Raw genomic sequence first — 24,739 nt, 5'->3', positions numbered from 1 at the left:
GGCGTGCTGGGTAGTGTCACGATGATCCTCTTCCTGTCTCCCGTCGAGCCTAGCTCGCCCGGGAAGGCTGTCTCATCTCAGCCTGACAGACAGGGATCCGCGCAGCTCGCCGGGTCGCCCATCTTGATCTCATAATCCCTCAGTGTCGGCGGGAGGCTGGACGGTCTGGCGACCGCCCGACGAGGAGATCCGCACGCGACATCCTGGTCAACCGAACCAGCAGGCCCTACCGTCATCGCATGGCAGGTCTACCGCGTGTCGTCGCCTCCGGGAAGCGGATTGCCGAGGTCAGAGGGACAGACATGTATCTGCTTACCGTTGAGCTATGGAGCCCTAACCAGGTGACAGTCCGGTTGGTCGGCGAGCTGAATGACCGGATGCGGTCTGCCGTTGCCAGCTACCACGCGGCCATGGAGAGCTTGAGCCCGGACAGAGGTAGGGACGCAGTCCCGAGATCGCCGGGCGAGGAACTGTTCAAGGCACTTCAGGTGCGCCTCAGCGATGAGGTGGGCACTGCTTACAACTGGGAGTCGGGGAGTAGTGGCGGGACCGGGCAGGAACTGCTGTGCGAGTGGCGCTTTCGTGCGTCTCGTGAGCTACACGGAAACCGCCTCACACTTACCGTGACGAGCAGCGAAGGCGTCGGCGGCTCAGAGGAGATCGTCTTTCCGTCGTAGAGCGGACCGGCCGGCGGTCGAGGGACGCAGCTCGCCGCTGGCTGTACAGCCATCAGTACAGCCAAGACCACCGTCAGACGCCGACGCTGCCCGACGACGACGGACGGGCTGACCAGGCGCGCACCGCACGCCTTCGGGGCACACAGGGGGGCACAAGACACCGTGAAACGTCGGCAAACAACGACCAACGATGACAGCCCGAGACGCCGTGTGAGCAGGTGTCGCCGGCCGTTCATGCTGGTGGCGGGACAGCGGTTCTATGTTCCGCTTCAACTCCTCGACGTAGCCTGACGTCGTGCTGATCAAGGTGATGGACGACTACGGATGCTGGCCCCTGTGGGTTCGTGACGAGGCCAGCGGCGTCTACGAGCCGCGCGATCCTGCCACCTTCGGACTCTCCGCCGGCCTCGTGGGGCGATTGGCGTCCTGGCAGCAGTGGTCGGAATCCATGGTCAACATCGCCGATCCAGGCGACAGCAGAGTCGTCGGGGCAGAGGAGGATGCAGCCTTCGCCGCTGAGGGACGTGTGCTGGCGGCGCGTGTTGCGGAAGAAGTACCGCAGGCGGTGGTCTGGTTCAAGGATGGCAGCAGCGCCGACGCCGCCGGACCGGACTGAGGCGGGCCTACAGCGCGGCTGCCGACAGCAACGGCGACAGCAGCAGGCCGGGACGAGGACGGCCGGCAACCGCCGGGCGCGGACAGTCGCCCGAGCTCACGGATGCGGACGGACACGCCCAGACGAAGCGCCCAGAACTTACAAACGAGGGGTCACGGCTGGCCCAGGTGGGTTGAGTAGCCGCAACATGGCATGCCGGCCGATGGTCGTGCACTCTAACCGTATGAAGCCTGAGCCCATCGCCCGGCTCGGTGTCGCCTTCCGCATCATGTATGCCTGGTGGGCCGCGCTGGCCGCGCTGGCCGCGATCGCCGGGCTGGTTGTGCTACTAAGTTCTACCGACCACCCGACAGGCTGCATCGTCTTCTGCCCTTCCAATCGAACTTTGGCCCTGCTCGTGATCGGCGGTGTCGGCGTGCCCATGACGCTCATCGGCCTCATCGTCGGAACCGTCGTGCTGCGTTATCGACTTCGGCACTGCCGGACCGCGTTCGCGGCCGGCACGGTGGCCGCGCTAACCGGCATGGTGTCCGGCCTCATCGCCACGTGGTCTGCTGTTCTTGTTCAGCTAGTCCGACGGACAAGGCCTACCTTGGCGGACCGGTTGAGCAGTGTTCGGCGACCTTGACTCGGCCCTGCCCGCTCCTGGCAGTGTGGGGCACACGCGGGGCACATGACACCGCGAAACGTCGTGAACTAGCGGTCAACGATGGCAGCTTGAGACGCCGTGTCAGCAGGCGTCGGGTGCGGTTTTCGCTGGTGGCGAGGCAGTGGCTCTGCGTTCCGCTTCAACTCCCCGGCTTGCTGCCCATGGGGACCCCAAGCACTGACGGCTGACGGGTCGTCGAGCAAGTTATTCAGACGCTCGGAATGGAGCTCGCATGATTCCCGCATCCAGCCGGATTGCCCAGGTCTCGAGGTCAAGCGGTCGGCCTGGCATGCCGCCGAGGGAAGCCCCAAGATCAGGCCGTATCCAGGCCGTCAGAGGTGCACCAAGAGCAACGAACGTTGACCACCGATGACCAGAGAACGGGCAGCTCAGACGGCATCTTGCCCGTGTTGATCGACTATGTCCTCAACTTTGATCAATACAACGCCAGTGGTGCGTGCACCCCCAGAGCGCAGACCAGGCCTGGTCATCTGGTCATCGCTGTGGCCCAAGCGGCCGGATGCCCAGGTGCGTTTCGACCTGGAGTCCGATGGCTGGTTCTGTGGGCCAGTTCGGGTCCCACTTGTCGGGGTCTATGGGGCCCACGTCTCTTCGGCCGACTGCTGTGTTCGTGAGTTGTGGACCCGCCTTGTGTAGGGCTGGTTTGGCTGAAGGGACGTCTCGGTCAGGGGTTGATCAGTCTCCAGTCGCCTTCGGAGATGACGTCAACGGTGCCATCGACCACCTTGATGGCGGTGTTGTCGTCGATGGCGTAAGTCGGGACCGGGATTCCGGACGCCCACTTCTGGATGTTGGACAGCTCGGCGTCCTCCATGTCCGGATGATTGAGGTGGGGGTACAGCGTGAAATCCACCAGCCCCAGCGCCCGGTCGGCGCCCTGCGCCATGTCGCTGCCGTCCGGGACGAATCCGAGGTCGAATTCGGCGTCGCAGTTGTACGGGGTGACCGCAATGCTCCCGGCGCTGACCCCCACATAAACCGTGTCACTCAGCGACGGCAGGAGGTCAGCCAGGCCCGACTGGCGCAGCCAGTAGGTCAGGTACAGCACGTCGCCGCCCCAGACGAGGAGGGCATCGGCCTCCCGGACCGCCGGGACCCAGTTCTCTTCTCGAATGGTCGGCAGCGCGGTGAGCTCCAACAGCCCCAGGGATTTCCAACCCAGCTGGGACAGCGGGATGGGAGCCTGGCCGTGAATCGCCTTCCACGCCCTCTCACCTCCGCCGGAGAAGGGGTAGACACCGGTGGGGATGAACAGGGCCGTGGACTCGGCGATCGGCTTGCCCAGCAGGTCGACGAGCGCGTCGGAGATGCTCGGGTTACAGATGCCCGACGACGTGAGAAGGAACTTCATCAAAATCCGCTCTCCCGAAGCCACCGCATGACGGCGATCATGTTGCCCATTAGAACCATTAGAACCAGCGTCCCGGCTTGCTAACCCGAGCGACACATCGCTGGATCATCCGCTGGCGGCCGTCCAACCGTCAACTGCCTCCGCCCGCACGACGACACAGGTCGGATGCCACGCCCTTACCTGCGTTTTGTTCGCCAGTTCGGGTCCCACCTTCCGGGTTGTCTCGGTCGAATGGCCATCGCCTGGCTGTCTCCAACCATCCAGAACTACCTCACTGGCGAACGGCCCAACCCTCATTAACTGCGGTTTTGGAGTTTTGTAGATCGACTCCGACACGCGGTTGGTCGAGGTAGTGGCCCTGCGGGCAGATAGCATGAAGGTCCGCATGAACGCGGGCAGCCGATCGTCGCCTGTGGGGTTTCAAAACTCGGTTATGTGCGCTGAGCTGGTCTTTTTGTGCGGCTCGTTCGTACTCGTAGATCAGCCCGCCGAGAACCGGCGTTTGACCCTCGTGAGCAAGGTCGGCGGCAGGACGGTCGGAGCGCGGAGGCTGTAGCTGCAGCGCCCGATGCGGACGGCGCCGCTGCGGACGACGTCGACAGGTCTGAGGCGTCACGCACGTCGTTCCGGCGCAGGACCGGCCCGACCGGGACACTGCCCGGAATCTGCTCAGCCGTGCTGGTGATTGGTGGACCGCAGCGCAGCTCCGGTTCCGTTGGGGCTGACCAGTCCGGTTTCATAGGCGACGACGACGGCCTGGACGCGGTCGCGCAGGGCGAGCTTGGCGAGGATGCGGGCGACGTGGGTTTGACGGTCGCCTCGGACAGGTGGAGGTGGCCGGCGAGTTCGGCGTTGCTCAGGCCGTGGGCCAGCAGGCGCAGCACCTCGAGTTCCCGTGGTGTCAGCGTGGCCTGGTCGCGGTGGATCGCGGCCGTGTCCGGGTCACGGCGGGCGAACCGTTCGACGAGGCGGCGGGTAATGGCCGGCGCCAGCAGCGCGTCGCCGGTGCGGACCATCCGGACGGCGGCGACCGGGGGGCTTGCGTGACGGTCAAGGGGCGAATCTGTAAATCCCGGATACGGACGACGGCCCACCGCAGACGCCGGCGGTCGGGAACACGGCGAGCCGTCCCGCTCGAGCTACTACTACTGGCGGTCGGCCGTCACGGCAGCCTCGCGGGCTGGACGCTCGCCGACCACATGCGCACCGACATGGTCATCGCACCTGTCCAAGGTCGTCCGGCGCCGGCGTTTCGACAGCCTGAACAGTGGTTGTAGCAAGCCTGCAAACTCATGTGAACATCTGCCTCGCAGGTCATTGGCTGTTCGGGGGGCCTGCGCCGTTCGTTGCGAGGTTTGTTCAGTGAACACCGTTCAGGCTCTTGTTCACTGCCACTTAATCCGGTAGAACACGAGTGGGTCCGCTGCGCGGACCATCTGCCTCGTGGTTCTAGGAGGACTACTCATGGCTCGTTCAGATCGCGCGGACAGCACCTCCTCGCCCGCACTCTCTCGCCGCGGGGTCCTGCAGTTGGGCGGCAGTGTCGCGCTCCTGCTCGCGACGGGGGCCTGCGCGGCGAACAGCGGGTCGAAGCCCAAGAGCGGTGCGTCGGGCGGCCCCACCGCCAAGACGTTGCGCATCGCGGTCTCGAGCTACCTGTCGAGCTGGGACCAGGACTTCGTCGGCTTCGACCTGACCGCGCTGATGCTCTACAAGAACGTCTTTTCGTACATGATCGACTATGGCGTCACGAACGCGGGAGACAGCCAGATCCTCGACACCCAGAACATCGGCCCGGCGTTCGCCGAGTCGTTCGAGCCGGACGCCGCGAAGAAGGTGTGGACGCTCAAGCTGCGCCGTGGGGTCAAGTTCGCCAGCGGCAACGAGATGACCGCCGCCGACGTGAAGTGGTCCAAGGACCGTGCCTTCGCCGCCCAGGCGAACGTGGCCGGCATCTACCGCACCATCGGGCTGACCAGCCCGGACCAGGTCAAGGTCGTCGACGACTACACGGTGGAGTTCCACCAGGCATTCCCCAGCGCGCTCACCCGGCAGATCCAGGCGATCTCGCTGTACGTCTTCGACTCGGCAGAGGCCAAGAAGCACGCCACCGCCAGCGACCCCTGGGCCAAGGAATGGTTCGCCAAGAACGCGCCCACCGGCGGGTACTTCAACGTCACGAAAGCCACCCAGGGCCAGGAGATCGAACTGTCGGCGAACACCGGCTACCCGGGCCCCGACCCGGCCAAGACGCCCACCATCCGCATCTCCGTGGTGCCCGCCGCCGCGAACCAGCGGCTGCAACTGCAGGCCGGCGACATCGACATCGCCCTCGGCATCAGCCAGCGCGACATCCAGGACCTCAAGAAGGCCCCGGGAATCAAGGTCATCTCGGCGGCCAGCAACCGCCAGGTGGCGATCCAGATGTCCGTCACCGCGGCACCGTTCAACGACGTGAACGTCCGCAAGGCCCTCGCGTACGCGGTCCCGTACGAGCAGATCATCAGCAACGTCTACGGCGGGGACGCCCGCCCCGCCAAGAGCCCCGTGCCGCTGGACATGCCCGGGTACGACGAGAGCGGCTACCCGTTCACACACAACCTCGACCAGGCCAAGGCCGCCATGGCCGCGGCCGGCAAGAACACGATCGACTCGGAACTGGTCTTCGAGGCCGACAACGACGAACAGCAGAAGATCGCCGTCCAGGTGCAGAGCGAGGCGGCGAAGGTCGGCATCAACCTCAAGCTGACCCCGCTGGACCCGGCCACCCTCGGCGAGCGGCGGACCAAGAAGAACATCCCGGTGCAGCTCACCTCCGGCCAGCTCTGGGTGAACGACGTGGAGTACATGCTCGCCACGAGCTTCGTCAACGGCGCGAACCTCAACTACTCCAACTACAGCAATCCCGAGATCGAGAAGATCTACGAGCAGTCGCACACCACCGTGGACGAATCGGCGCGCAACCAGTTGTGGAAGCAGGTCCAGCAGATTCTCGCCGCGGACGTGCCCTGGGTGGTCATCTGCCAACCCAACTTCAACCTGCCGGTACGGGACACCGTCGCCGGCTGGGTGCAGCCCATGGACGGCCTCGCCCGCCTGCGCTACCTGACCGCGTCGGCCTAGGCACCGCCGGGCATCCGAATGCGCATCCTCCGGTTTGTCGTCAGACGACTGCTCCAGCTCATCCCGGTGCTGCTCGGGGTGGTCGTCCTGACCTTCCTCCTGGTTCGGGTACTGCCCGGCGACCCGGTGCGGACCATCCTCGGCCAGAACGCCACCGAGGCGGACGCCGCCGCGGCCCGCGCACGGTTCGGACTGGACCAGCCGCTGTGGCGGCAGTTTCTCCACTACCTCCGAGGACTGGTCACGGGAGACTTCGGCACCTCCATCCAGAGCGGCGGCTCGGTCGGCGCGGAAATGGCCCTGCGGGTGGGACCCACGCTGGAGCTGGTCGTCATCGCGGTGACCATCGCGCTGGTGGCCGCCACCGTGCTCGGTGTCTGGTCGGCCCGGCGCGCCAACCGGCCCGGCGACCACGGCATCCGGGTGCTCGCCCTCGTCGGCAACTCCGTCCCCGACTTCTGGCTCGGACTGGTGCTCGTGCTGGTCGGCTACAGCGTGCTGGGCTGGTTTCCGGCACCGAGCGGGCGGGTCGATCCGGACACCAACCTGACCCCGCTGACCGGCGCCGACCTGATCGACGCCGTGCTCACCGGGAACGGACCGGCGATCGCCTCCGCCGCGGCGTACCTGGTGCTGCCGGTGTTGACCCTGGTCGTCGGGGTGGTCGCGCCGTTGCTGCGCAGCGTGCGCGCCTCCGCACTGGAGGTGCTGCGCTCGGAGCCGTACGCCGCAGCCGAGGCGCACGGCCTACCACGGCGGACCCTGCTCTACGGCTACCTGCTGCGAGCGACCCTGGTCCGGCTGCCGTCGCTGGCCGCGCTGGTCTTCGGCACCGCCATCGGTTCCACGGTGCTCGTCGAGTACGTCTACTCCTGGCAGGGCTTCGGCCAGTGGGCGCTGCGCGGTCTGCTCTACCGCGACTATCCGGTGGTGCAGGCCTCCGTGCTGATGATCGCGCTGTGCTACGTGGTGGTGTTCCTCGTCGCCGACGTGGTGCACGCAATTCTCGACCCGAGAGTGAGGATCTGATGGCCGACCTGCGCACGGCGGGCCCGGCCGGTGCCACGGACCAGGGCGTGGCCGCCGACGCCGGCGGCACCCGCGACGGCCGTTTCGCCCGCGTCCTGATCACCACCGGCGCTGCCATCCTGACCGTGGTCGTGGTGGCCGCGGTGTTCGCCCCGCTGCTCAGCTCCTGGGGCGAGACCGAGATCGACCCGGCCAGCACGCTGGCCGCGCCAGGCGGCGGCCACTTGCTCGGCACCGACGGCAACGGCATGGACATCTGGAGCCGCGTGCTGTACGCCGCCCGGCTGGACCTGGGCATCGCGGTGGCCGCCGTCGCGCTCGCGGTGGTGGCCGGCACGCTGCTCGGTCTGGTCGCCGGCTACCGCGGTGGCTGGCTCGACGACGTGCTCATGCGCGTCGTCGACATCTTCCAGGCGTTTCCCACCTTCATCCTCGCGTTGGCGGTGGCCGCCCTGCTCGGCAACGGCCCGCTCAACCTGGTCCTCACCATCGCGGCCGTGAACGCTCCGGCCTACGCCCGACTGGTCCGCGCCGAGGTGCGTACGCTGCGCGAGCTGCCCTTCGTGGACGCCGCCGTGACCTCAGGGGCGTCGACGGCCGGCATCCTGTGGCGTCACCTGCTGCCCAACAGCCTCACCCCGGTGCGGGTGATCGCCCCGCTCAACTGCGGCTGGGCGATGCTCACCCTGGCCGGGCTCTCCTTCCTCGGTCTGGGCGTGAGCATTCCCGCCGCCGAGTGGGGCGCCATGATCAGCCTGGGTGCCGCGGACGTGGTCGGCGGTCGGTGGTGGACCTCCGTCCCGCCCGGCCTGGCTCTGCTCGTCTGCGTCCTGGGGTTCAGCCTGCTCGGCGAAGGCCTGCAGGAACGCGCTGACGCGAAGCGGCGGTGACCATGCTGTCGATCGAGAACCTCTCCGTCGTGATCCGCCGGCCCGGCCGCCAGGTGGCCGCGCTCAACGACATCACCGTCGCCGTACGCCCCGGCGAGGTCGTCGGCCTGGTGGGGGAGAGCGGCGGTGGCAAGAGCATGGTGGCCCGCGCCATCGTCGGTCTGCTTCCCGACGGTTCACACGCCACCGGGCGAGTCGTCTTCGACGACGCGGACGTGCTGGGAATGGACGAGGTCGCGCTTGCCGCCCACCGCGGCCGGGGCGTGGCGATCTGTTTCCAGAACCCGCGCGGGGCGCTCAGCCCGACCCGCACCGTCGGCCGGCAGCTCGTCGACCGGCTCGTCACCCATCAGAACATGCCCGTTGATCGGGCCCGCGAAGCGGCCCGGGAACTGTTCGAGGCGGTCGGCATCCGCAGCCCGCAGCGGCGGCTCGACGCCTACCCCCACGAGCTGTCCGGCGGTATGGCCCAGCGGGTGATGATTTCGCTGGCCACCGGCTGCGCCCCCGGCCTGCTGATCGCCGACGAGCCGACCACCGGCCTCGACGTGACGCTGACCCGGGAGATCCTGCGGCAGTTCCGGCACGCCGCGGACACCGACGGCCGGGGCGTGTTGCTCATCTCCCACGACCTGGCCTCCATCGCCGAGGTCTGCGACCGAGTGGTGGTGCTCTACGCCGGAACGGTGGTGGAGAGCGGACCGACCGCCCAGGTGCTGCGCGAACCGGCGCACCCGTACACCCGCGCCTTGCTGCGCTCGGTGCCCGACGTCGGCGGCCGACCGGTCGTCGCCACCGCCGGCGCCATGCCCCTGCTGACCCGCGCACCGCAGAATTGCCCGTTCGTCGCCCGTTGCGGGCACGCCGACGACACCTGTGCCGCCCGGCGTCCCACCACCGAGCCGCTCGCCGGCGGCCCGGATGGATGGTCGCTGGCCTGCTTCCACCCGCAGGCCGGGCCGATCGGCGCGGAGCCCGAGCACGTCCGGGCGATCCCGGCTGCCGATCCCGCGGTGGGCCCGGAGGCGAAGTCGACCGTGTTGGAGATCGACGACGCGCACGTGGTCTACCGCAGCCGGTTCGGGTCCGGCGGGCATCACGCGTTGCGCGGGGTGAGCCTGCGGGTTGCGGCCGGCGAAACCCTCGGAGTGGTGGGCGAGAGCGGCTGCGGCAAGAGCACCCTCGCCAAGCTCGTCATGGGTTTGGTCTCGCCCACATCCGGCGCCGTCACCGTCGCCGGGCACAGCCTGGTCAGACAGCCCGGTCGGGCCCACCTGCGCGGGCGGGCGCTACGGCAGGCGCGGACGCGGGCCCAACTCGTGTTCCAGGACCCGATCGGCTCGCTCAGCCCGCGCCGCACGGTCGCGGACTCGATCGCGGAGCCCCTGCGAGCCGCCGGCCTCTCCGCCGCGGAGCGGGCCGCCCGGGTCGCCGCGGTACTGGACCGGATGGAACTCGACCGCTCGATCCTGCAGCGATATCCGCACGAGCTGTCCGGCGGTCAGGCGCAGCGGGTCGGGATCGCCCGGGCGCTGGTCGGTGAGCCGGACCTGATCGTCTTCGACGAGCCGACCTCGGCCCTCGACGTCACCGTGCAGGCGCAGATCCTCACCGTGATCAGCGAGGTGACCGCCGACAAGGACCGCGCCGCGGTGTTCATCTCCCACGACCTGGCCACGGTGCGCGGATTCGCCGACCGGGTCGTGGTGCTCTACCTCGGGCGCATCGTGGAGGAGGGGCCGGTCGACGTGGTCTTCGACCACCCCCGGCACCCGTACACCAGGGCGCTGCTGGCCAGCGCACCCCGCCTGGGCGGCGGCACTGGGGCCGGCGGCGACGCGGTGGAGCTGGTCAAGGACCTCGAGGAGGCCGACGCGACCACCGGGTGCCCGCTCGCCGCCAGGTGTCCGTTCGTCACCGACACCTGCCGCACGCAGCAGCAACACCTTCAGCCGTATGGCGCAAGCCGGGCCGCCTGCTGGCGGGTGCCGGAGCTTGCCGCCCTGACCGGAAAGCAGGCCACCACCCCATGACAAGTCGCCCCATCCGGCTGGCCGTCGACATCGGTGGCACGTTCGTCGACGCCATGGAACTCGACACCCGCACGAACCGGGTCCGCTTCCGCAAGGCGTCCACCACCCCGGCCCGGCCGGCCGATGGCGTGCTCGCCGCGATCGCCGCGCTCGGCACCGATCTGTCCGAGGTGGAGCTGTTCATCCACGGCACCACCCTCGGGCTGAACGCGGTGCTGGAACGGCGCGGCGGTCGCACCGGCATCATCACCAACGAGGGGTTTCGGGACATCTTCCTCATCGGCCGGGGCAACGTGCCCGCCGACCACATGTACGACTTCCAGTACGAGCGGCCGGAGAGCCTGGTCCAGCGCCGCTTCACCGCCGGCGTGCGGGGCCGGCTCGACTACCGGGGCCGGGTGGTGGAGGACCTGGACCCGGACAGCGTCCGCGCCGCCGCCCGCGCCCTCGTCGTGGACCAGCAGGTCACCTCGATTGCCATCTGTTTCCTGCACTCCTTCCTCGACCCGAGCCACGAGCGGGAGGCCGCGCGGCTGATCCGGGAGGAGTTCCCCGACGTCAGCCTCTCGCTGTCGACCGACATCGTGCGCGAGTACCGCGAGTACGAGCGGACCAGCACGACGGTGCTGGAGGCCTACATCCGGCCGATCTTCGAGCGGTATGTCGACGAGCTGGAGGCCGGACTGGCCGAGCGGGGGTTCGGCGGCCGGTTCCTGATCATGCGCTCCGGCGGTGGTTCGATGACCAGCGCGGTGGCGAAGACCTCGCCCACCCACACCGTGCTGTCGGGTCCGGCCGGCGGCATCGTGGGCGCCGCCTACCTGGCGGCCGAGTTGGGTCGCGACAACATGCTCACCTTCGACATCGGCGGGACCTCGCTGGACGCCTGCGTCATCGAGCGCGGCAACCCGGTTGCCGCGTACCAGGCCCAGCTGGAGCACTTCCCGCTGCTGATCCCCACGTACGACATCCGCACCATCGGCGCCGGCGGCGGGTCGATCGCCTGGCTGGACCGGGGTCTGCTCAAGGTCGGCCCGCAGAGCGCCGGGGCCGATCCGGGGCCGGTCTGCTATGGCCGAGGCGGCACGGAACCGACCGTCACCGACGCGGCGGTCGTGCTCGGCTACGTCGACCCCGACCGTTTCCTCGCCGGCACGATGGGGCTGCAGGACGCGGCGGCGCGCGCGGCGATCCAGGAGCAGTTGGCCGGGCCGCTCGGCCTGAGCGTGGAGGGCGCCGCGGCCGGGGTCTTCGACGTGCTGCTGGCCAGGACGGTCGGCGCGGTCCGGCAGATCACCGTCGAGCGGGGCCACGACCCGCGGCAGTTCTCCCTGCTCGCCTTCGGCGGGGCGGGGCCGCTGCTGGCGCCGCTGCTGGCCCGCGAGATGGGCATCGGTGAGGTGATCGTGCCCTTCGCGCCGTCCGGGTTCTCTGCATGGGGCATGCTGTCTGCGGACATCGTCAACGACTTCAGCCGTACCGTGATGACCATTCTGGACGACGCGGACCTGGCCGCGCTGGAGCAGGTCTTCAAGGCGGTCGAGGCCGAAGCGGTGGCGTCGCTGGTGGCGCAGGGCGTACCGGCGGACCAGGCCGTGCTGGAGCGGCAGTTCGAGCTGCGCTACCTGGGCCAGGAGCACAGCCTGATGGTCACGGTCGGTGGCGGGCTGGACCGCGACGCGGTCCGAACCGCCTTCGACGCCCTGCATCGCGGCCGGTACGGCCACACAATGGGCAACCCGCTGCAGATCCTCAACCTCCGGGTGCGCGGCATCGGCCGGACCGCCCGGCCGGAGCTCGGCACCCGTCCGCGTGGCGACGGTGACCCGGCGCACGCGCTGCTGGCCCACCGCGACGCCTACGACTTCGGGCAGCGCGCGGTCGTGCCGTTCGCGGTGTACGACCGGGCCGCGCTGGAACCGGGCGACACGTTCGACGGGCCGGCGCTGGTTGACGAGGGCACCTCCACCACCGTGGTGCCCAGCGGTCAGCGGATCACCGTCGACGACCACGGATACCTGCTCGTGACCCTGGAGAAAGCCGCATGACCACGTTGGACGGTGCCCAGGTCGAGGTCGTCCGCAGCTACCTGCTCTCGGCGGCGGAAGAGATGCGGGCCACTCTCATCCGTACCTCGTTCAACCCGGTCATCTACGAGGTGCACGACTTCGGCCTGTCGATCTACGACGCCGACCTGCGGCTGGTCGCCGAGGCCACCGGGCTGACGTTCTTCCTCGGCGCCAACGACTACTCCCTGCGCAAGGGCGTGGAGTACGTGGGCCGGGAGAACCTGCACCGCGGCGACGTGGTGCTGCTGAACTACCCGTACTGGAACGCCGCGCACGCCTACGACGCGACGCTGTTCGCGCCGGTCTTTCGCCCGGACCCGTCCGACGTCGACGCCGACGGCGACCTGCTCGGTTTTCTCTGCGTGCGGGCGCACTGGATGGATCTGGGCGCCAAGGACCCGGGCTACGTGCTCGACTCCACCGACATGCACCAGGAAGGCCTGATCTTCCCGGGTACCAAGGTCGTCTCGCGCGGCGAGCCGGTGCACGAGATCCACGAGCTGATCCGCTTCAACTCGCGGATGCCCGACGCGGTGCTCGGCGACCTGCACGCGCAGATCGCCGCGCTGCGTACAGGCGAACGCCGGCTGCTGGAGATCGTCGCGAAGTTCGGGCGCGCGACGGTGGACTCGGCCATCGACCGCATCATCGCCGACGGCGAGGCACGGACCCGCACCGCGCTGGCGGCCCTGCCGCAGGGCACCTGGACCGCGGAGGACTGGCTGGACGACGACGGCATCACCGACGACCCGGTGAAGATGCGGGTCACCGTCACCGTCGCCGAGGGCCGGTTCGTGGTGGACTTCGCCGGCTCGGCGCCGGCCACCCGCGGCCCGATCAACATGCCGTTCGGTGCGACCGAGGCGATCTGCAAGGTCATCCTCAAATCGCTGACCTCACCCGACGACCCGTCGAACGCCGGCACGGTCGCGCCGCTGGAGGTGCGGGCCGAGCCGGGCACCTTGTTCCACGCGGTCTATCCGCAGCCCACCTTTACGCTCTGGACGGGCATCGTCGCCGTGGAGCTGATCCTCAAGGCCCTCGCGCAGGGGATGCCGGAGCGGTTGCCGGCCTCCAGCGGTGGTGACGTGCCGGGGTTCATGATGGTGGGTCTGCACCCGGACACCGGTCAGATGTTCGCGGTCAGCAACAACGACCTGGTCGGCTGGGGCGGCGCACCGCACCACGACGGGATGGACGCCGCCACCCACGTCTCCGGCAGCACCGGCCGGGGCACCCCAATCGAGGTGCTCGAGGCCAGGACGGGGATGTTCTTCGAGCGGGTGGAGATTCGTACGGATTCGGGTGGTGCCGGCCGGTTCCGTGGTGGTTGTGGGCTGCGGCGGGACATTCGTTTCGTGACGTCGGGGGAGTTCCTGTCGGTGATCAAGAAGACGAAGAGCGCGCCGTGGGCTCTGGCCGGTGGGCTGCGGCCCGACCCGAACCAGGTGATCGTATTCCCGGGCACCGACCGTGAGCAGAGGGTCAGCACCCGACGGACGCCGGTGCGGGTCGGTGACCGGGTGACCCTGCTGACCGCCGGTGGTGGCGGGCACGGCGACCCGCGTACCCGCGACCCCGACGCGGTACGCCGGGACGTCGCCGAAGGGTACGTCTCCGCGCAGGCCGCCCGCGAGCTGTATGGAGTGGACGTCGATGACTGAGCCGACCGTCGACGGGGCCACCGTCGAGGTGGTGCACAGCCACCTCGTCTCGGCGGCCGAGGAGATGCGCGCCGCGCTGGTACGCACCGCCTTCAACCCGGTCATCTACGAGGTGTACGACTTCGGTATCTCCATCTACGACCGGCAGTTGCGGCTGGTCGCGGAGTCGACCGGGCTGTCCCGATTCCTCGGCGCCAACGACTACTCGATCGAGCGCGGGGTCGAGTACGTCGGGCGGGAGAATCTGCACCCCGGCGACGTGGTGCTGCTGAACTACCCGTACTGGAACGCCGCGCACAGCTACGACGCGACGCTGTTCGCGCCGGTCTTCCTGCCCGGCGGCGAGGAACTGATCGGCTTCCTGTGCATCCGGGCGCACTGGATGGACCTGGGCGCCAAGGACCCCGGCTACGTGCTCGACTCCACCGACATGCACCAGGAGGGGATCATCTTCCCCGGCACGAAGGTGTACGCCCGCGGGAAGCCGGTACGCGAAATCCACGAGCTGATCCGCTTCAACTCGCGCATGCCGGAACTCGTGCTCGGCGACCTGAACGCCCAGATCGCCGCGCTGCGTACCGGTGAGCGCCGGGTGATCGAGGTGTACCGGCAGTACGGGCCGGCCGTAGTGGACGCGGTCGTCGAACGTGTCATCGCGGCTGCCGCCGACTCCGCCCACGAGGCGGTGGCCGGACTGCCGCAGGGCAGCTGGACCGCCGAGGACTGGCTCGACGACGACGGCGTCACCGGCGACCCCATCCGCATGCGGGCCACCGTCACCATCGCCGGCGGCACCTTCACCGTCGACTTCACCGGCTCGTCCCCGGCGGTGCCGGGGCCGGTCAACCTGCCGCTCGGGGCGACCATCGCCACCTGCCGGGTCGCGTTCAAGGCAGTCACCACCCCCACCCAACAGACCAACGCCGGGCACTTCGCCCCGCTTCGGGTACGCACCGAACCCGGGTCGCTGTTCCATGCCCGGTACCCCGCGGCGACGTTCACCCAGTGGACCGGCACCGTCGCCCTGGAACTGATCTACCAAGCCCTCGCGCAGGGGATGCCGGAGCGGTTGCCGGCCTCCAGCGGTGGTGACGTGCCGGGGTTCATGATGGTGGGTCTGCACCCGGACACCGGTCAGATGTTCGCGGTCAGCAACAACGACCCGGTCGGCTGGGGCGGCACACCCCACCACGACGGCATCGGTCCGGCCAACCACCTGTGCCAGACCCAGGCCCGCAACACCCCCGTCGAGGTGCTGGAGGCCAGGACGGGGATGTTCTTCGAGCGGGTGGAGATTCGTACGGATTCGGGTGGTGCCGGCCGGTTCCGTGGTGGTTGTGGGCTGCGGCGGGACATTCGTTTCGTGACGTCGGGGGAGTTCCTGTCGGTGATCAAGAAGACGAAGAGCGCGCCGTGGGCTCTGGCCGGTGGGCTGCGGCCCGACCCGAACCAGGTGATCGTATTCCCGGGCACGGATCGTGAGCAGAGGGTCAGCACCCGACGGACGCCGGTGCGGGTCGGTGACCGGGTGACGCTGCTGACCGCCGGTGGTGGCGGGCACGGCGACCCGCGTACCCGCGACCCCGAGGCGGTACGCCGGGACGTCGCCGAAGGGTACGTCTCCGCGCAGGCCGCCCGCGAGCTGTATGGAGTGATCGCTTGACATCCTCCCGGCCCTGAAGGGGCCGGGATTCCCACGGTCGCCCGTGGGGTTTCCTGTTTCATCGCCGACTGCCTTGCCGGGAGGATTTTCCCTTGAGGTCTTACATCAGCTCCGCAGGCGTTTTACCTCTCCGCCAGCCCGGCGGCGAGGATGTTCTTAGCAGCGTTGATGTCCCGGTCGTGCTCGGTTGCGTAACCCGGGCACGTCCAGGTGCGCTCGTTGAGGGCGAGGGTGGTGTTGATCCGTCCGCACGTCGAGCAGGTCTTGGACGACGGGTACCACCGGTTGACGGGAATCACCTCGCGCCCGTACCACTGGGCTTTGTACTCCAGCATGCTGCGGAACTGACCCCAGGCCGCGTCGGAGATGACGCGGGCCAGGCGGCGGTTGCGGAGCATGTTCCGCACGCTGAGGTCTTCGATCGCGACCGTTTGAGTCTCACGGACGAGTCGAGTGGTCAGCTTGTGCAGATGGTCCCGACGCCGATCGGCGATCCGGGCGTGGATGCGGGCCACCGTGAGCCGGGCTTTCGCCCGGTTCGCGGAGCCCTTCTGTTTGCGGGCCAGGTTCCGCTGGGCCTTGGCGAGCTTGCGCCGGTCGGCCTGCCCGTACCGCGGGTTGGCCACCTTGCCGTGCTCGTCGCTCACCCCGGCAAGAGGGTGGGACAGGGTGAGCAGGCTGGTGATGCCCGCGTCCACACCCACCTCGACCGCGACGGGCGTCAGCGGCGCCACGGTCGGGTCCTCTACCAGCAGGGACACGAACCAGCGGCCGGCGGCGTCCCGGGACACCGTGACCGTGGAGGGTTCCGCCCCTTCGGGCAGGGGCCGGGACCACACGATGTCCAGCGGCGTGGTCATCTTGGCCAGAGTGAGCTGACCGTCACGCCACCGGAACGCGGAACGCGTGAACTCTGCCGACGGCCGCGACCTGCGCTTGGACTTGAACCGAGGGTACCGGGACCGCTGGTCCCAGAAAGCCATAAACCCGGCCTGCAAATGCCGCAGCGTCTGCTGAAGAGGAACCGACGACACCTCGTTCAGAAACGCCAACTCCTGCGTGCGTTTCCACTCCGTCAGCCACCCCGAGGACTGCCCGTACGTGGTGCGCTTACGGTCCACCGCCCACGCTCGGGTGCGGGCTTCCAGCGCCCGGTTGTACACCAGACGCACGCACCCGAAGGTGCGGTTCAACAGCTCAGCCTGTTCCGGCGACGGGTAGAAGCGGTACTTGTAAGCCCGCTTCACCACGTCACCCACGCCTCACATTTTACCGTCCACGTAAGACACCCACTGGAAGGGAGGAAGCGGCGTTTCCTCCCAGCCGTAAACGGCCGGGTTTCCACGCCGCAAATCCGATGAGCGCCGCCTATGCGCCTGAGCCGTCGAGCCTGCTGCTCGGCAACTGCACCGTGCTCGACGCCCGCGTCGTGGAGGGCATGACGCCCATTGCCGACGCGGGGGTGTGGGTCCACGGCGACCGGATCGCCGCCGTCGGCCCGTACGCCGATGTGGCGGCCCAGGCGCGGGCCGCCAGCCCGCTGACCGAGGTGGACCTCGACGGCGCCCATCTGACGCCCGGGCTGGTCAACATGCACACCCACTTCTCCCTGTCGCTGCCCGGCAGCGGCGGCGACAACGTGAAGGGGATGGGCCCGCACGACCTCGCCTATTACATGGCCGACGGGGCAAGGCGGACGCTGCACTGCGGGGTGACCACGGTGCGGTGTGTCGCCGAGAAGGACCACGCCGACTTCGCGCTGCGGCGCGCCATCGCCGCCGGACGCACGCCGGGCCCCCGCATCTACACGGCCGGACGGGCGTTGGTCTGCACCGGCGGGCACGGCCACGAGAGCAGCGACACCATCGAGTGTGACGGGCCGGTCGGCTTCCGGCGGGGCGTACGCAGCCAGATCAAGGCCGGCGCGGACCTGATCAAGGTGATGATCTCGGGTGGCATCGCCGGTGAGCACGAGGGCATCCACACCCCGCAACTCTTCGCCGACGAGCTGGCCGCGGTGCTGGAAACGGCGCACGCCTGGGGGCGCAAGGTGACCGCGCACGCGGGGCCGGCCGAGGTGATCGGCACCGCGGTGGAGCTCGGGCTGGACTGTGTGGAGCACGGCTACCGGCTCACTCCGCAGGTCGCGGCGCGGATGGCCGAGCGGGGCACGGCGCTGGTGCCGACGCTGCTGGTGACGCGGTGCAAGGAGTTCTTCGACGAGCTCGGGGTCCCGGAGTGGATGCAGTGCCGCTCGCTGGGCGCCGGGCCTCGGCACCTGGAGAGCTTCGCGATGGCGATCGCCGCCGGTGTGGAGGTGCTGCTCGGCAGCGACATGCCCCCGTTCTGGCATTTCGAGGGCACCAACGCCTCGGTGCGGGAGCTGGAGTACATGGCGGAGCGGATCGGGCCGGCGCGAGCGATCCACGCGGGCACCCTCGGGCCCATCCGGTGGCTCGGCGCCGAGAGCGACCTCGGCACGGTACAGGTGGGCAAGCTGGCCGATCTGATCGCGATGGACGACGACCCGCTCGCTGACACCTCGGCGTTCCGCAAGGTGCGGTGGGTGATGAAGGGCGGCCATGTCGCCCGGGACGACCGGGCCGCGGGAGGTGCGCGGTGACGTTCGTGGAGGCCGGCGCGGCGGCCATCGCCGCCGGGATCGACGACATGTACGAGGCCTTCCTCGCGGGGGACCGACCGCGGTTCGACGCACACCTGCATGCCGAGGTGACCACCTGGGAGACCCACCTGCCCGGGCCGCTGCGTACCCGGGAGCAGCTGGACGCGTACCGCGATCAGCGGGACGCCGCCAGCCAGCGACCGCGGCTGGCGGTGCTCGCCGCGCGGGACAAACGCGTCGACGTGTGGGGTGAGGTCGGCGTCGCCCGCTACGTGCTGGTCGCGCAGGCACACGCGGAGCAGGCACCGCAGTTCACCCGAGTCACCGATGTGCTGCGCCGGATCGACGGCCGGTGGCTGATCGTGCACCACCACGCCGAGCTGCTGCACGACCCGGTGGAGGCCACGTGACGCGCCGGCTGGTGGCCGACCGGACGGGTGAGCCGGAGGAGGTCCTGTCCGTCGTCGACCTGCCGGACGATCCTCCGCCCGGCCCCGGCGAGGTGCAGCTCGCCGTCCGTACCGTCGGCCTGAACTTCCTCGACGTGTCCCTCTGCCGGGGCGAGTACCCGGTGCGGCCGACCCCGCCGATGACCCCCGGGGTGGAGGCGGCTGGCCGCGTCGTCGCCGCGGGCGTCGGCGCCGAACACCTGCTCGGTCAGGAGGTCATCGCCTGCCCGACGCTGCCGCGTGGCGCACTCGGCGACGCGGTGACGGTCGACGCCGCGGTGGTGGTGCCCCGCCCGGCCACGGTGGATCCGACGATCGCGGCGGCCCTGCCGGTCACGTACCAGACCGCGTGGTTCGCCCTGGAGCGGGCAGGTGTCGCCGCCGGCCAGACGGTGCTGGTGCACGCGGGCGCCGGCGGCGTCGGCATCGCGGTCACCCAACTCGCGGTCGCCCGGGGCGCACGGGTCATCGCCACCGCCGGCGGTGCCCGCAAGACGGCCGTCTGCCGCGCCGAAGGTGCGGCGGTGGCGTTCGACTACACGACCGGGGATTTCGTTGCGGCCGTGCGGGAGGCTACCGACGGTCGGGGCGCCGACGTGATCATCGACCCGGTGGGCGGCGATGTGCTCGCCCGGTCGCTGGGCTGCCTGGCGTTCGAGGGCGCGGTCGTCACCGTCGGCGCCGCCGGCGGTCCACCAGCGCCGGTCGACCCCGGTCGGCTGATCGCGGCGAACGCCACCCTGATCGGGCTCTCCTGGGGCTCCCAGTACCCGTGGCGGCGTGCCACGGCGGTGCGGGCGGCCTATCAGGCCCTGTTCGACCTGTACGGGTCCGGTGCGATCCGGCCGCGGGTCAGCAGGGTGGTGCCGCTGGACGACGTGCCGGCGGCGCTGAGCGAGCTGGCGACCGAAGGACCATCGGCAAGATCGTCGCGCGGGTCGAGGAGGGGGAGGGGCAATGACGGAGACGCCGGACGGCGACATGGAGATCTACGACCTCAAGGTGACTGTGGACCGCATCGAGGGGCGGTCGGTCTGCGCCATGGCGGTCGGTGACTGGTTCGAGCTGACCAACAGCGCCCACCTACGGCTACCCGAGGGCAAGCACTTCTGCGTGTACGCGCTCGCCTCGGTACTGCCGTTCCTCGCCGCGAAACAGCGCGACCTGGCGGCCGGGGACTGGCTGGCCCAGGACTCCCACTTCGCCTGCCCTGATCCGGAGGAGCGACTGATCATGAAGGTGGAACGGACCTGCCGGCGGCGGATGAACTCCTCGGAGTTGACCTGATGGCCGTCGAGATCGGGCTCGGGCTGCAGAGCGACAAACCCGCCGGCGCCTACGCCCGGCTGGCCCGCGCCGCGGAGTCGTACGGCTTCGACGTGCTGACTGTCTTCGGTGACCTGATGTACCAGCCGCCGATCTTCCCGCTGCTGGAGATGGCTCAGGTGACCACCCGGGTCCGGCTCGGAGCGGCGTGCCTCAATCCCTATTCCCTGGCCCCGTACGAGATCGCCGGCCAGGTCGCCGCGCTCGATCTGGCGTCGCAGGGGCGGGCGTACCTAGGGCTGGCCCGCGGCACCTGGCTCGGCGCGGTGGGACTGGCCCAACCGAAGCCGCTGACCGCGATCGAGGAGGCGGCTGCCGTCGTCTACCGCCTGCTGTCCGCCGACCGAGCCGGCTACGCAGGGCGCGTCTTCTCGCTGGCCCCCGGCACCGCGCTGCGCTACCCCGTGCAGCGGCCGGATCCGCCGCTACTGGTGGGCGCCTGGGGCCCGCAGGGGGCAGCCCTCGCCGGCAGGATCGCGGACGAGATCAAGGTGGGCGGCAGCGCCAATCCCGACATGGTGCCGGTCATCCGCGACCGGGTCCGGGCCGGCGCGGTCAAGGCTGGGCGGAACGTCGAGGACATCGGTATCGTGCTCGGCGCCGTGACGGTCGTTGACGACGACGGCGAAGCGGCCAGGGCCAAGGCCCGCACCGAGGTCGCCATGTATCTCGCGGTCGTGGCGGAACTCGACCCGACCGTCGTGCTGCCCAGGGACCTCGTGGAGCAGGTCGGCAAGCTGGTCGATGCGGGTGACCACGAGGCGGCGGGCCAGCTGATCCCGGACGAGGTGCTCGACCGGTTCGCCTTCTCCGGCACCCCGGCCCAGGTCGCCGCACAGGCCCAGGCACTCATCGACGCCGGGGTCCGTCGGGTCGAGTTCGGCACACCGCACGGGCTGACCGACGAACACGGCGTGGAGCTGCTCGGCTCCGCCGTCCTGCCCCTGCTGCGCAGGTAGCCCGAGAGAGAGGAGCGGCCGGTGCGGCTGGTCGTCGTGGTCGGACCCGGATTGGTGGCCGACACAGCGGTGCTGAAGTCACTCACCACCACCACGTGCGCGGAACTCGGCGTAGCCGGCCGGCTGGTGACCGCCAACGCACCCGACGACGTCCGGTCCCTGGTTGCGGCAGCAGATTCGCCGCTGGTGGTGCTGCCCGGTCCGACACCCGAGGTGCGTGCCCTCATGGGTGCCGTCCCACATGTGGTGTGGTACGACCTCACCGTCGAGTCACCCGTTGCCGGTGCCGCCCATCTGCACGGGCGCGGTGTCTGGGGCCTGGCCTGGGCGATCCGGCACGCCGTCCACCGCCTCCGGTCGCCGGCCGCCCGCATCGCCTACGGGCCGCACCCGGACCAGTGGGGCGAGCTGCGGCTCCCGGCCCGCACGAGCGAGGATCGGGCTCCGGTCGCGGTGCTGCTGCACGGCGGTTTTTGGCGGTCCGTCTGGGCGGCGGACCTGATGGACGCCCTCGCCGTCGACCTCGCCGACAGCGGGTACGCGTCGTGGAATCTGGAGTACCGGCGCCCGGACCGACATGGCTGGGACGCCACCACAACCGACGTCGCGGCGGGCATCGCGGCGCTCGCCGGTGTCGCCGATGACCGACCGCTGGACCTGGAGCGCGTCGCGGTCCTCGGCCACTCGGCCGGGGGCCAGCTGGCGTTGCGGGTTGCGGGGGACCTGGCCGCTGCCTCCGCTGCGGGAACCCGGGACGCCACCGTCGGTCCGGAGCGAACCGTCTCCGCGGTCGCGCTCGCGGTGTCGTTGGCCGGCGTCCTCGACCTGGCCGAGGGCGAACGGCGGCAACTCGGTGAGGGTGCGATCTCCACAGCCCTCGGCGGGACACCCGCGACGGCATGGCGACGGTACGCGGCGAGCGACCCGATCGCTCGGGTGCCGCTCGGGCTCCCGACCCTGGTGGTGCAAGGAGCCGACGACAGTCTCGACCTCGTCGACATCAACCGCCGATATGCCGTGGCCGCCCGCGCGGCGGGAGACGACATCAGCTACCTGGAGCAGCCGGGCAACCACTTCGACGTCATCGATCCCGGCTCGGCCATCTGGCGCGCCACCATGGCTGCCGTGGACCGCCGCTTCGGTCGCTGAGAACCCAGAGGCCACTCTGCGAGGACGACTTGTTTCACGCTCGTGAACAGCCGCGTGCGGACCGACCAGGCGAGCCTTACAGTCAGAACAGCCGTGGCGTCACCACCGACACCACGGTCGTCACCGAGTCGGTGTCGTTGTAGATCCGGTGCGGCACCGAGGAGCGAAGATGCACGCTGTCGCCCGGCCGCAGCCGGTGTTCGACCCCGTTCACCTCGTAGAGCAGTTCGCCTGAAATGACGTAGGCGAACTCCTCGCCAGCGTGGCCGTACGCGTTCTCCCGGCGACCGCCGGGCGCGATGTGCACCAGCATCGGCTCAAGGACCAGGTCTGGTCCCCGCTCCGACAGCATCCGGTAGGTCTGCTGCCCGGACACGTACTCGGTGGCGGCGGTCTCCGCCCTGGTGAGCGTGAAATGCGTGGGAAGCGGGGTGACGGATCCGGGCGAGGAGTCGGCGCCGGAATCGAAGAAGTCCGCCACCGAACAATCCAGAGCTTTCGCGACGCTGCCGAGCGCGGTCAGGCCGATGGACGAGATGCCTCGTTCGACCTGTGAGAGGAAGCCGATCGACAAGCCGGAGCGGGCGGCCAGGCCACGCAGCGTCAGCCCGCGTTCCTTGCGGTACTGCCGGATGCGCGCGCCCACCTGACCGGCCGGGGTGTCGTCCGCCACGCTGCCGTCCGGGCGGGTCTGCTCCCGTACCGGGTGGCTCTCCATCGACCGCACGGGGCCTCCTGTCGCGGTTGGCGGGAGGTCCCGCCGCGTTTGTTCGATGGTATCGAACTTTGGGGCACGCGCGGCAACCCCGCCCGCCGGGTTGTCGGCCGACGACCGGAGCTCCGCGGCGGCCATCCCGGACCGGTAGGGACCTTGAGGGCTGGGCGCACTACGCCGAGCGGCTGTGTGACGAGATCGGCCTGCGCCGCGATCCCGGCGAACGGCTGGGCATGCTGTACGGGCAGCGCTGGCGCGCCGCGCATGGTGCCCTCGTTCGATGGCGCTTCATCATCACCGTTGCGGTTAGCATCGTGAGCGGGAGCAAGTCCCTCTCGTACTGGGTTGTGTCCGAACAGGGGCTCGACGGGTTGCCGCTCGTGGTCGGGGGTGCCAGTGGGGCCCAGCCGCCTTGACAGTCGATGTCCTAGGACGGTTTAGAGGGTGTGCATCAGCGCAGGCGGTGGCGGCTTCGACCGCAGTGTTCAGCGCCGTCTCCAGGAGCGTGCGCCGGGATAGACGGCGGCGTGTGGCATGGTGACGCGGATGATGGACAGTGCTGGAGCGTTGGAGGCCGTGGTCCGGCATGCGACGGAGCTTGAGGACGACTACGTTGACATCGCGCCGACCCTCACAGCTTTGGCGGCGTGCGGGGACATCACCTTGGTGCCCCGGTTACATGAGGCGCTCGACCGGTTCCTCGACGAGCGGAACTTCTACGGTCGGGACCTCATCGCCGGCATTCTGGCCGGCATCCAGGGCGTGGCTGCGCTCCCAGCGCTGCTGCGCGCATCGGCCCGCGATCTCGGTGACGACCAAGACAGCTTGACCGGCGAGATCATCGACCTTGTGCACACGAACAAGGCAGCGGCGCGTCGCACGGTGCTGGGCCTGGCCACTGGTGGCACCCCTGAACTACGCCGGGCAGGACTGTGGGCGCTCGGATTCGTGGTCGAAGCGCAGGATGTCGAACTGCTGGCCGCCGCCGCGGCCAACGTCGACCCGCAGGTCAGGGCCGTGGCGATCGGCTCGATTCCCAACCCTGCTGACGATGACCGAGCATTCCAGGTGCTCGTCATGGCGCTGCGTGACCTCGACGATCAGGTACGCATCTCGGCGGTCAGCAGGCTCGGCTACACCGGTCGGGCCGACGCGGTTGCGCCACTCGCCGCCCTCGCCGCGGACCCCGTGCCGCGGGTACGGTCCATGGTCGCGTACGCACTCGGCCAGCTCCGCAAGGTCGAGGCAACCCCGGCGTTGCTGCGGCTGCGACACGACCCCGATCGGCACGTCCGCGAGAACGCCCTCGAAGCCCTTGGCTCAGTCGGCGGGGCGGCTGCGGTCGACGCGCTGCTGTTGATCGCCGGCGATGAGGATCCGCTGCTGCGAGCCCAGGCCGCTCGGGCGCTCGGCAGGGCGGTGGACTCGGATCCGCGTATACCGCAGCAGCTCACGGCGTTGGCGCAAGACGACGAGCCGGCGGTGCGCGCCGCTACCATCAGCGGACTTATCAGCACCGATAGCGCGCTCTCGCGCTGGGCGTCGCTCGTGGTCGGGTTGGCGAACGACCCAGACCCGGTGGTCCGCCAGCGCGTCGCCGTTGCGGCACGCCGCCTCGCGCCCGACGCCGCCCCCGACATCCTCCGCCAGTATGTCAGCGACCCTGACCCGACCGTGCGCCGGATTGCCGATATGGAACTTGCTCGGCTGACCAATACCGCCGCACGCTGACC

The 24,739-nt window shown here is 69.6% G+C and carries 20 protein-coding genes and 2 pseudogenes; 18 read left to right on the top strand and 4 right to left on the bottom strand.

Annotation, left to right across the window (positions count from 1 at the left end; translation table 11 throughout):
- Window positions 1–239 precede the first annotated feature (239 nt).
- The 3 genes from ACFYM6_RS29060 (at window position 240) to ACFYM6_RS29050 (ending at window position 1,921) form a co-directional block, all read left to right on the top strand.
- Window positions 240–677, top strand: coding sequence for a hypothetical protein (locus tag ACFYM6_RS29060; protein WP_387280603.1), 438 nt, complete (start codon window positions 240–242; stop codon window positions 675–677).
- A gap of 295 nt (window positions 678–972) precedes the next feature.
- A complete protein-coding gene (locus tag ACFYM6_RS29055; RefSeq protein ID WP_387280601.1) occupies window positions 973–1,293 on the top strand; it encodes a hypothetical protein in 321 nt (106 codons plus the stop codon).
- 223 nt (window positions 1,294–1,516) lie between these two features.
- The gene (locus ACFYM6_RS29050) at window positions 1,517–1,921 is read left to right on the top strand and encodes a hypothetical protein (protein WP_387280599.1); all 405 of its coding nucleotides are present in this window, start codon (window positions 1,517–1,519) and stop codon (window positions 1,919–1,921) included.
- Between the two features lie 706 nt (window positions 1,922–2,627).
- Here the strand turns inward: ACFYM6_RS29050 and ACFYM6_RS29045 are convergent.
- Both ACFYM6_RS29045 and ACFYM6_RS29040 read right to left on the bottom strand, forming a co-directional pair.
- Entirely contained in the window at window positions 2,628–3,314 is a 687-nt protein-coding gene (locus ACFYM6_RS29045) for a Type 1 glutamine amidotransferase-like domain-containing protein (RefSeq protein ID WP_357444066.1), read from the bottom strand.
- Between the two features lie 669 nt (window positions 3,315–3,983).
- Window positions 3,984–4,339: pseudogene (locus ACFYM6_RS29040) on the bottom strand (response regulator transcription factor); the annotation flags it as partial.
- A 439-nt stretch (window positions 4,340–4,778) separates the two neighbouring features.
- Between ACFYM6_RS29040 and ACFYM6_RS29035 the strand changes: the two are divergent.
- From ACFYM6_RS29035 to ACFYM6_RS29005, 7 genes are read left to right on the top strand one after another with little or no spacing between them, the layout of a single operon-like run.
- Window positions 4,779–6,437 carry an ABC transporter substrate-binding protein gene (locus tag ACFYM6_RS29035; protein ID WP_387280596.1) on the top strand — a complete coding sequence of 553 codons (1,659 nt, stop codon included), beginning with the start codon at window positions 4,779–4,781 and terminating at the stop codon, window positions 6,435–6,437.
- An 18-nt stretch (window positions 6,438–6,455) separates the two neighbouring features.
- Window positions 6,456–7,466, top strand: a complete 1,011-nt coding sequence (locus ACFYM6_RS29030; protein ID WP_357444652.1) for an ABC transporter permease — start codon at window positions 6,456–6,458, stop codon at window positions 7,464–7,466.
- On the top strand, window positions 7,466–8,356 hold the full coding sequence (locus tag ACFYM6_RS29025; RefSeq protein WP_387280594.1) for an ABC transporter permease: 891 nt from the start codon (window positions 7,466–7,468) through the stop codon (window positions 8,354–8,356). Before ACFYM6_RS29030 ends, ACFYM6_RS29025 begins: the two co-directional genes overlap by 1 nt.
- A 2-nt stretch (window positions 8,357–8,358) precedes the next feature.
- Complete coding sequence (locus tag ACFYM6_RS29020) at window positions 8,359–10,389, top strand: dipeptide ABC transporter ATP-binding protein (protein ID WP_387280614.1); 2,031 nt, start codon at window positions 8,359–8,361, stop codon at window positions 10,387–10,389.
- A complete protein-coding gene (locus tag ACFYM6_RS29015) occupies window positions 10,386–12,437 on the top strand; it encodes a hydantoinase/oxoprolinase family protein (protein ID WP_387280592.1) in 2,052 nt (683 codons plus the stop codon). Before ACFYM6_RS29020 ends, ACFYM6_RS29015 begins: the two co-directional genes overlap by 4 nt.
- A complete protein-coding gene (locus ACFYM6_RS29010; protein ID WP_387280591.1) occupies window positions 12,434–14,122 on the top strand; it encodes a hydantoinase B/oxoprolinase family protein in 1,689 nt (562 codons plus the stop codon). The genes ACFYM6_RS29015 and ACFYM6_RS29010 overlap by 4 nt, the downstream gene beginning before the upstream one ends.
- Entirely contained in the window at window positions 14,115–15,785 is a 1,671-nt protein-coding gene (locus tag ACFYM6_RS29005; protein WP_387280589.1) for a hydantoinase B/oxoprolinase family protein, read from the top strand. The genes ACFYM6_RS29010 and ACFYM6_RS29005 overlap by 8 nt, the downstream gene beginning before the upstream one ends.
- A gap of 122 nt (window positions 15,786–15,907) precedes the next feature.
- Here ACFYM6_RS29005 and ACFYM6_RS29000 read toward each other — a convergent pair whose 3' ends face one another.
- A complete protein-coding gene (locus tag ACFYM6_RS29000) occupies window positions 15,908–17,044 on the bottom strand; it encodes an RNA-guided endonuclease InsQ/TnpB family protein (protein WP_387280587.1) in 1,137 nt (378 codons plus the stop codon).
- 98 nt (window positions 17,045–17,142) lie between these two features.
- On the opposite strand from ACFYM6_RS29000, the gene ACFYM6_RS28995 reads away from it, so the two are divergent.
- From ACFYM6_RS28995 to ACFYM6_RS28970, 6 genes are read left to right on the top strand one after another with little or no spacing between them, the layout of a single operon-like run.
- Window positions 17,143–18,408 (top strand): amidohydrolase family protein, encoded by a 1,266-nt coding sequence (locus ACFYM6_RS28995; RefSeq protein ID WP_387280585.1) that lies wholly within the window; start codon window positions 17,143–17,145, stop codon window positions 18,406–18,408.
- Window positions 18,405–18,818: a nuclear transport factor 2 family protein gene (locus ACFYM6_RS28990; protein WP_387280584.1), complete on the top strand. Its 414-nt coding sequence runs from the start codon at window positions 18,405–18,407 to the stop codon at window positions 18,816–18,818. The genes ACFYM6_RS28995 and ACFYM6_RS28990 overlap by 4 nt, the downstream gene beginning before the upstream one ends.
- Window positions 18,815–19,912 (top strand): NADPH:quinone oxidoreductase family protein, encoded by a 1,098-nt coding sequence (locus tag ACFYM6_RS28985; protein ID WP_387280582.1) that lies wholly within the window; start codon window positions 18,815–18,817, stop codon window positions 19,910–19,912. The genes ACFYM6_RS28990 and ACFYM6_RS28985 overlap by 4 nt, the downstream gene beginning before the upstream one ends.
- The gene (locus ACFYM6_RS28980; protein WP_387280580.1) at window positions 19,860–20,144 is read left to right on the top strand and encodes a TIGR04076 family protein; all 285 of its coding nucleotides are present in this window, start codon (window positions 19,860–19,862) and stop codon (window positions 20,142–20,144) included. The genes ACFYM6_RS28985 and ACFYM6_RS28980 overlap by 53 nt, the downstream gene beginning before the upstream one ends.
- Window positions 20,144–21,142, top strand: a complete 999-nt coding sequence (locus tag ACFYM6_RS28975) for an LLM class flavin-dependent oxidoreductase (RefSeq protein ID WP_387280578.1) — start codon at window positions 20,144–20,146, stop codon at window positions 21,140–21,142. Before ACFYM6_RS28980 ends, ACFYM6_RS28975 begins: the two co-directional genes overlap by 1 nt.
- 21 nt (window positions 21,143–21,163) lie before the next feature.
- The gene (locus ACFYM6_RS28970) at window positions 21,164–22,291 is read left to right on the top strand and encodes an alpha/beta hydrolase (RefSeq protein ID WP_387280576.1); all 1,128 of its coding nucleotides are present in this window, start codon (window positions 21,164–21,166) and stop codon (window positions 22,289–22,291) included.
- A gap of 82 nt (window positions 22,292–22,373) precedes the next feature.
- Here the strand turns inward: ACFYM6_RS28970 and ACFYM6_RS28965 are convergent, their stop codons facing one another.
- Entirely contained in the window at window positions 22,374–23,009 is a 636-nt protein-coding gene (locus ACFYM6_RS28965; protein WP_387280612.1) for a helix-turn-helix domain-containing protein, read from the bottom strand.
- Window positions 23,010–23,164: 155 nt separating this feature from the next.
- On the opposite strand from ACFYM6_RS28965, the pseudogene ACFYM6_RS28960 reads away from it, so the two are divergent.
- Both ACFYM6_RS28960 and ACFYM6_RS28955 read left to right on the top strand, forming a co-directional pair.
- Window positions 23,165–23,269: pseudogene (locus ACFYM6_RS28960) on the top strand (DUF885 family protein); the annotation flags it as partial.
- 271 nt (window positions 23,270–23,540) lie between these two features.
- Complete coding sequence (locus ACFYM6_RS28955) at window positions 23,541–24,737, top strand: HEAT repeat domain-containing protein (protein WP_387280574.1); 1,197 nt, start codon at window positions 23,541–23,543, stop codon at window positions 24,735–24,737.
- The last annotated feature ends 2 nt before the right edge of the window (window positions 24,738–24,739 follow it).

This window comes from Micromonospora sp. NPDC006431, assembly GCF_042870725.1.
Classification (GTDB): Bacteria; Actinomycetota; Actinomycetes; order Mycobacteriales; family Micromonosporaceae; genus Micromonospora.
Note: the sequence above shows the minus strand (reverse complement) of the source record. Positions and strands in the feature narration are given on the sequence as shown.

What these genes read in the sequence shown, in the direction of transcription:
- ACFYM6_RS29060 (WP_387280603.1), top strand. Translation starts at nt 240, where the DNA reads ATGGCAGGTCTACCGCGTGTCGTCGCCTCCGGGAAGCGGATTGCCGAG.
- ACFYM6_RS29050 (WP_387280599.1), top strand. Translation starts at nt 1,517, where the DNA reads ATGAAGCCTGAGCCCATCGCCCGGCTCGGTGTCGCCTTCCGCATCATG.
- ACFYM6_RS29045 (WP_357444066.1), bottom strand. Translation starts at nt 3,314, where the DNA reads ATGAAGTTCCTTCTCACGTCGTCGGGCATCTGTAACCCGAGCATCTCC.
- ACFYM6_RS29035 (WP_387280596.1), top strand. Translation starts at nt 4,779, where the DNA reads ATGGCTCGTTCAGATCGCGCGGACAGCACCTCCTCGCCCGCACTCTCT.
- ACFYM6_RS29030 (WP_357444652.1), top strand. Translation starts at nt 6,456, where the DNA reads ATGCGCATCCTCCGGTTTGTCGTCAGACGACTGCTCCAGCTCATCCCG.
- ACFYM6_RS29025 (WP_387280594.1), top strand. Translation starts at nt 7,466, where the DNA reads ATGGCCGACCTGCGCACGGCGGGCCCGGCCGGTGCCACGGACCAGGGC.
- ACFYM6_RS29020 (WP_387280614.1), top strand. Translation starts at nt 8,359, where the DNA reads ATGCTGTCGATCGAGAACCTCTCCGTCGTGATCCGCCGGCCCGGCCGC.
- ACFYM6_RS29015 (WP_387280592.1), top strand. Translation starts at nt 10,386, where the DNA reads ATGACAAGTCGCCCCATCCGGCTGGCCGTCGACATCGGTGGCACGTTC.
- ACFYM6_RS29010 (WP_387280591.1), top strand. Translation starts at nt 12,434, where the DNA reads ATGACCACGTTGGACGGTGCCCAGGTCGAGGTCGTCCGCAGCTACCTG.
- ACFYM6_RS29005 (WP_387280589.1), top strand. Translation starts at nt 14,115, where the DNA reads ATGACTGAGCCGACCGTCGACGGGGCCACCGTCGAGGTGGTGCACAGC.
- ACFYM6_RS28995 (WP_387280585.1), top strand. Translation starts at nt 17,143, where the DNA reads ATGAGCGCCGCCTATGCGCCTGAGCCGTCGAGCCTGCTGCTCGGCAAC.
- ACFYM6_RS28975 (WP_387280578.1), top strand. Translation starts at nt 20,144, where the DNA reads ATGGCCGTCGAGATCGGGCTCGGGCTGCAGAGCGACAAACCCGCCGGC.
- ACFYM6_RS28965 (WP_387280612.1), bottom strand. Translation starts at nt 23,009, where the DNA reads ATGGAGAGCCACCCGGTACGGGAGCAGACCCGCCCGGACGGCAGCGTG.
- ACFYM6_RS28955 (WP_387280574.1), top strand. Translation starts at nt 23,541, where the DNA reads ATGGTGACGCGGATGATGGACAGTGCTGGAGCGTTGGAGGCCGTGGTC.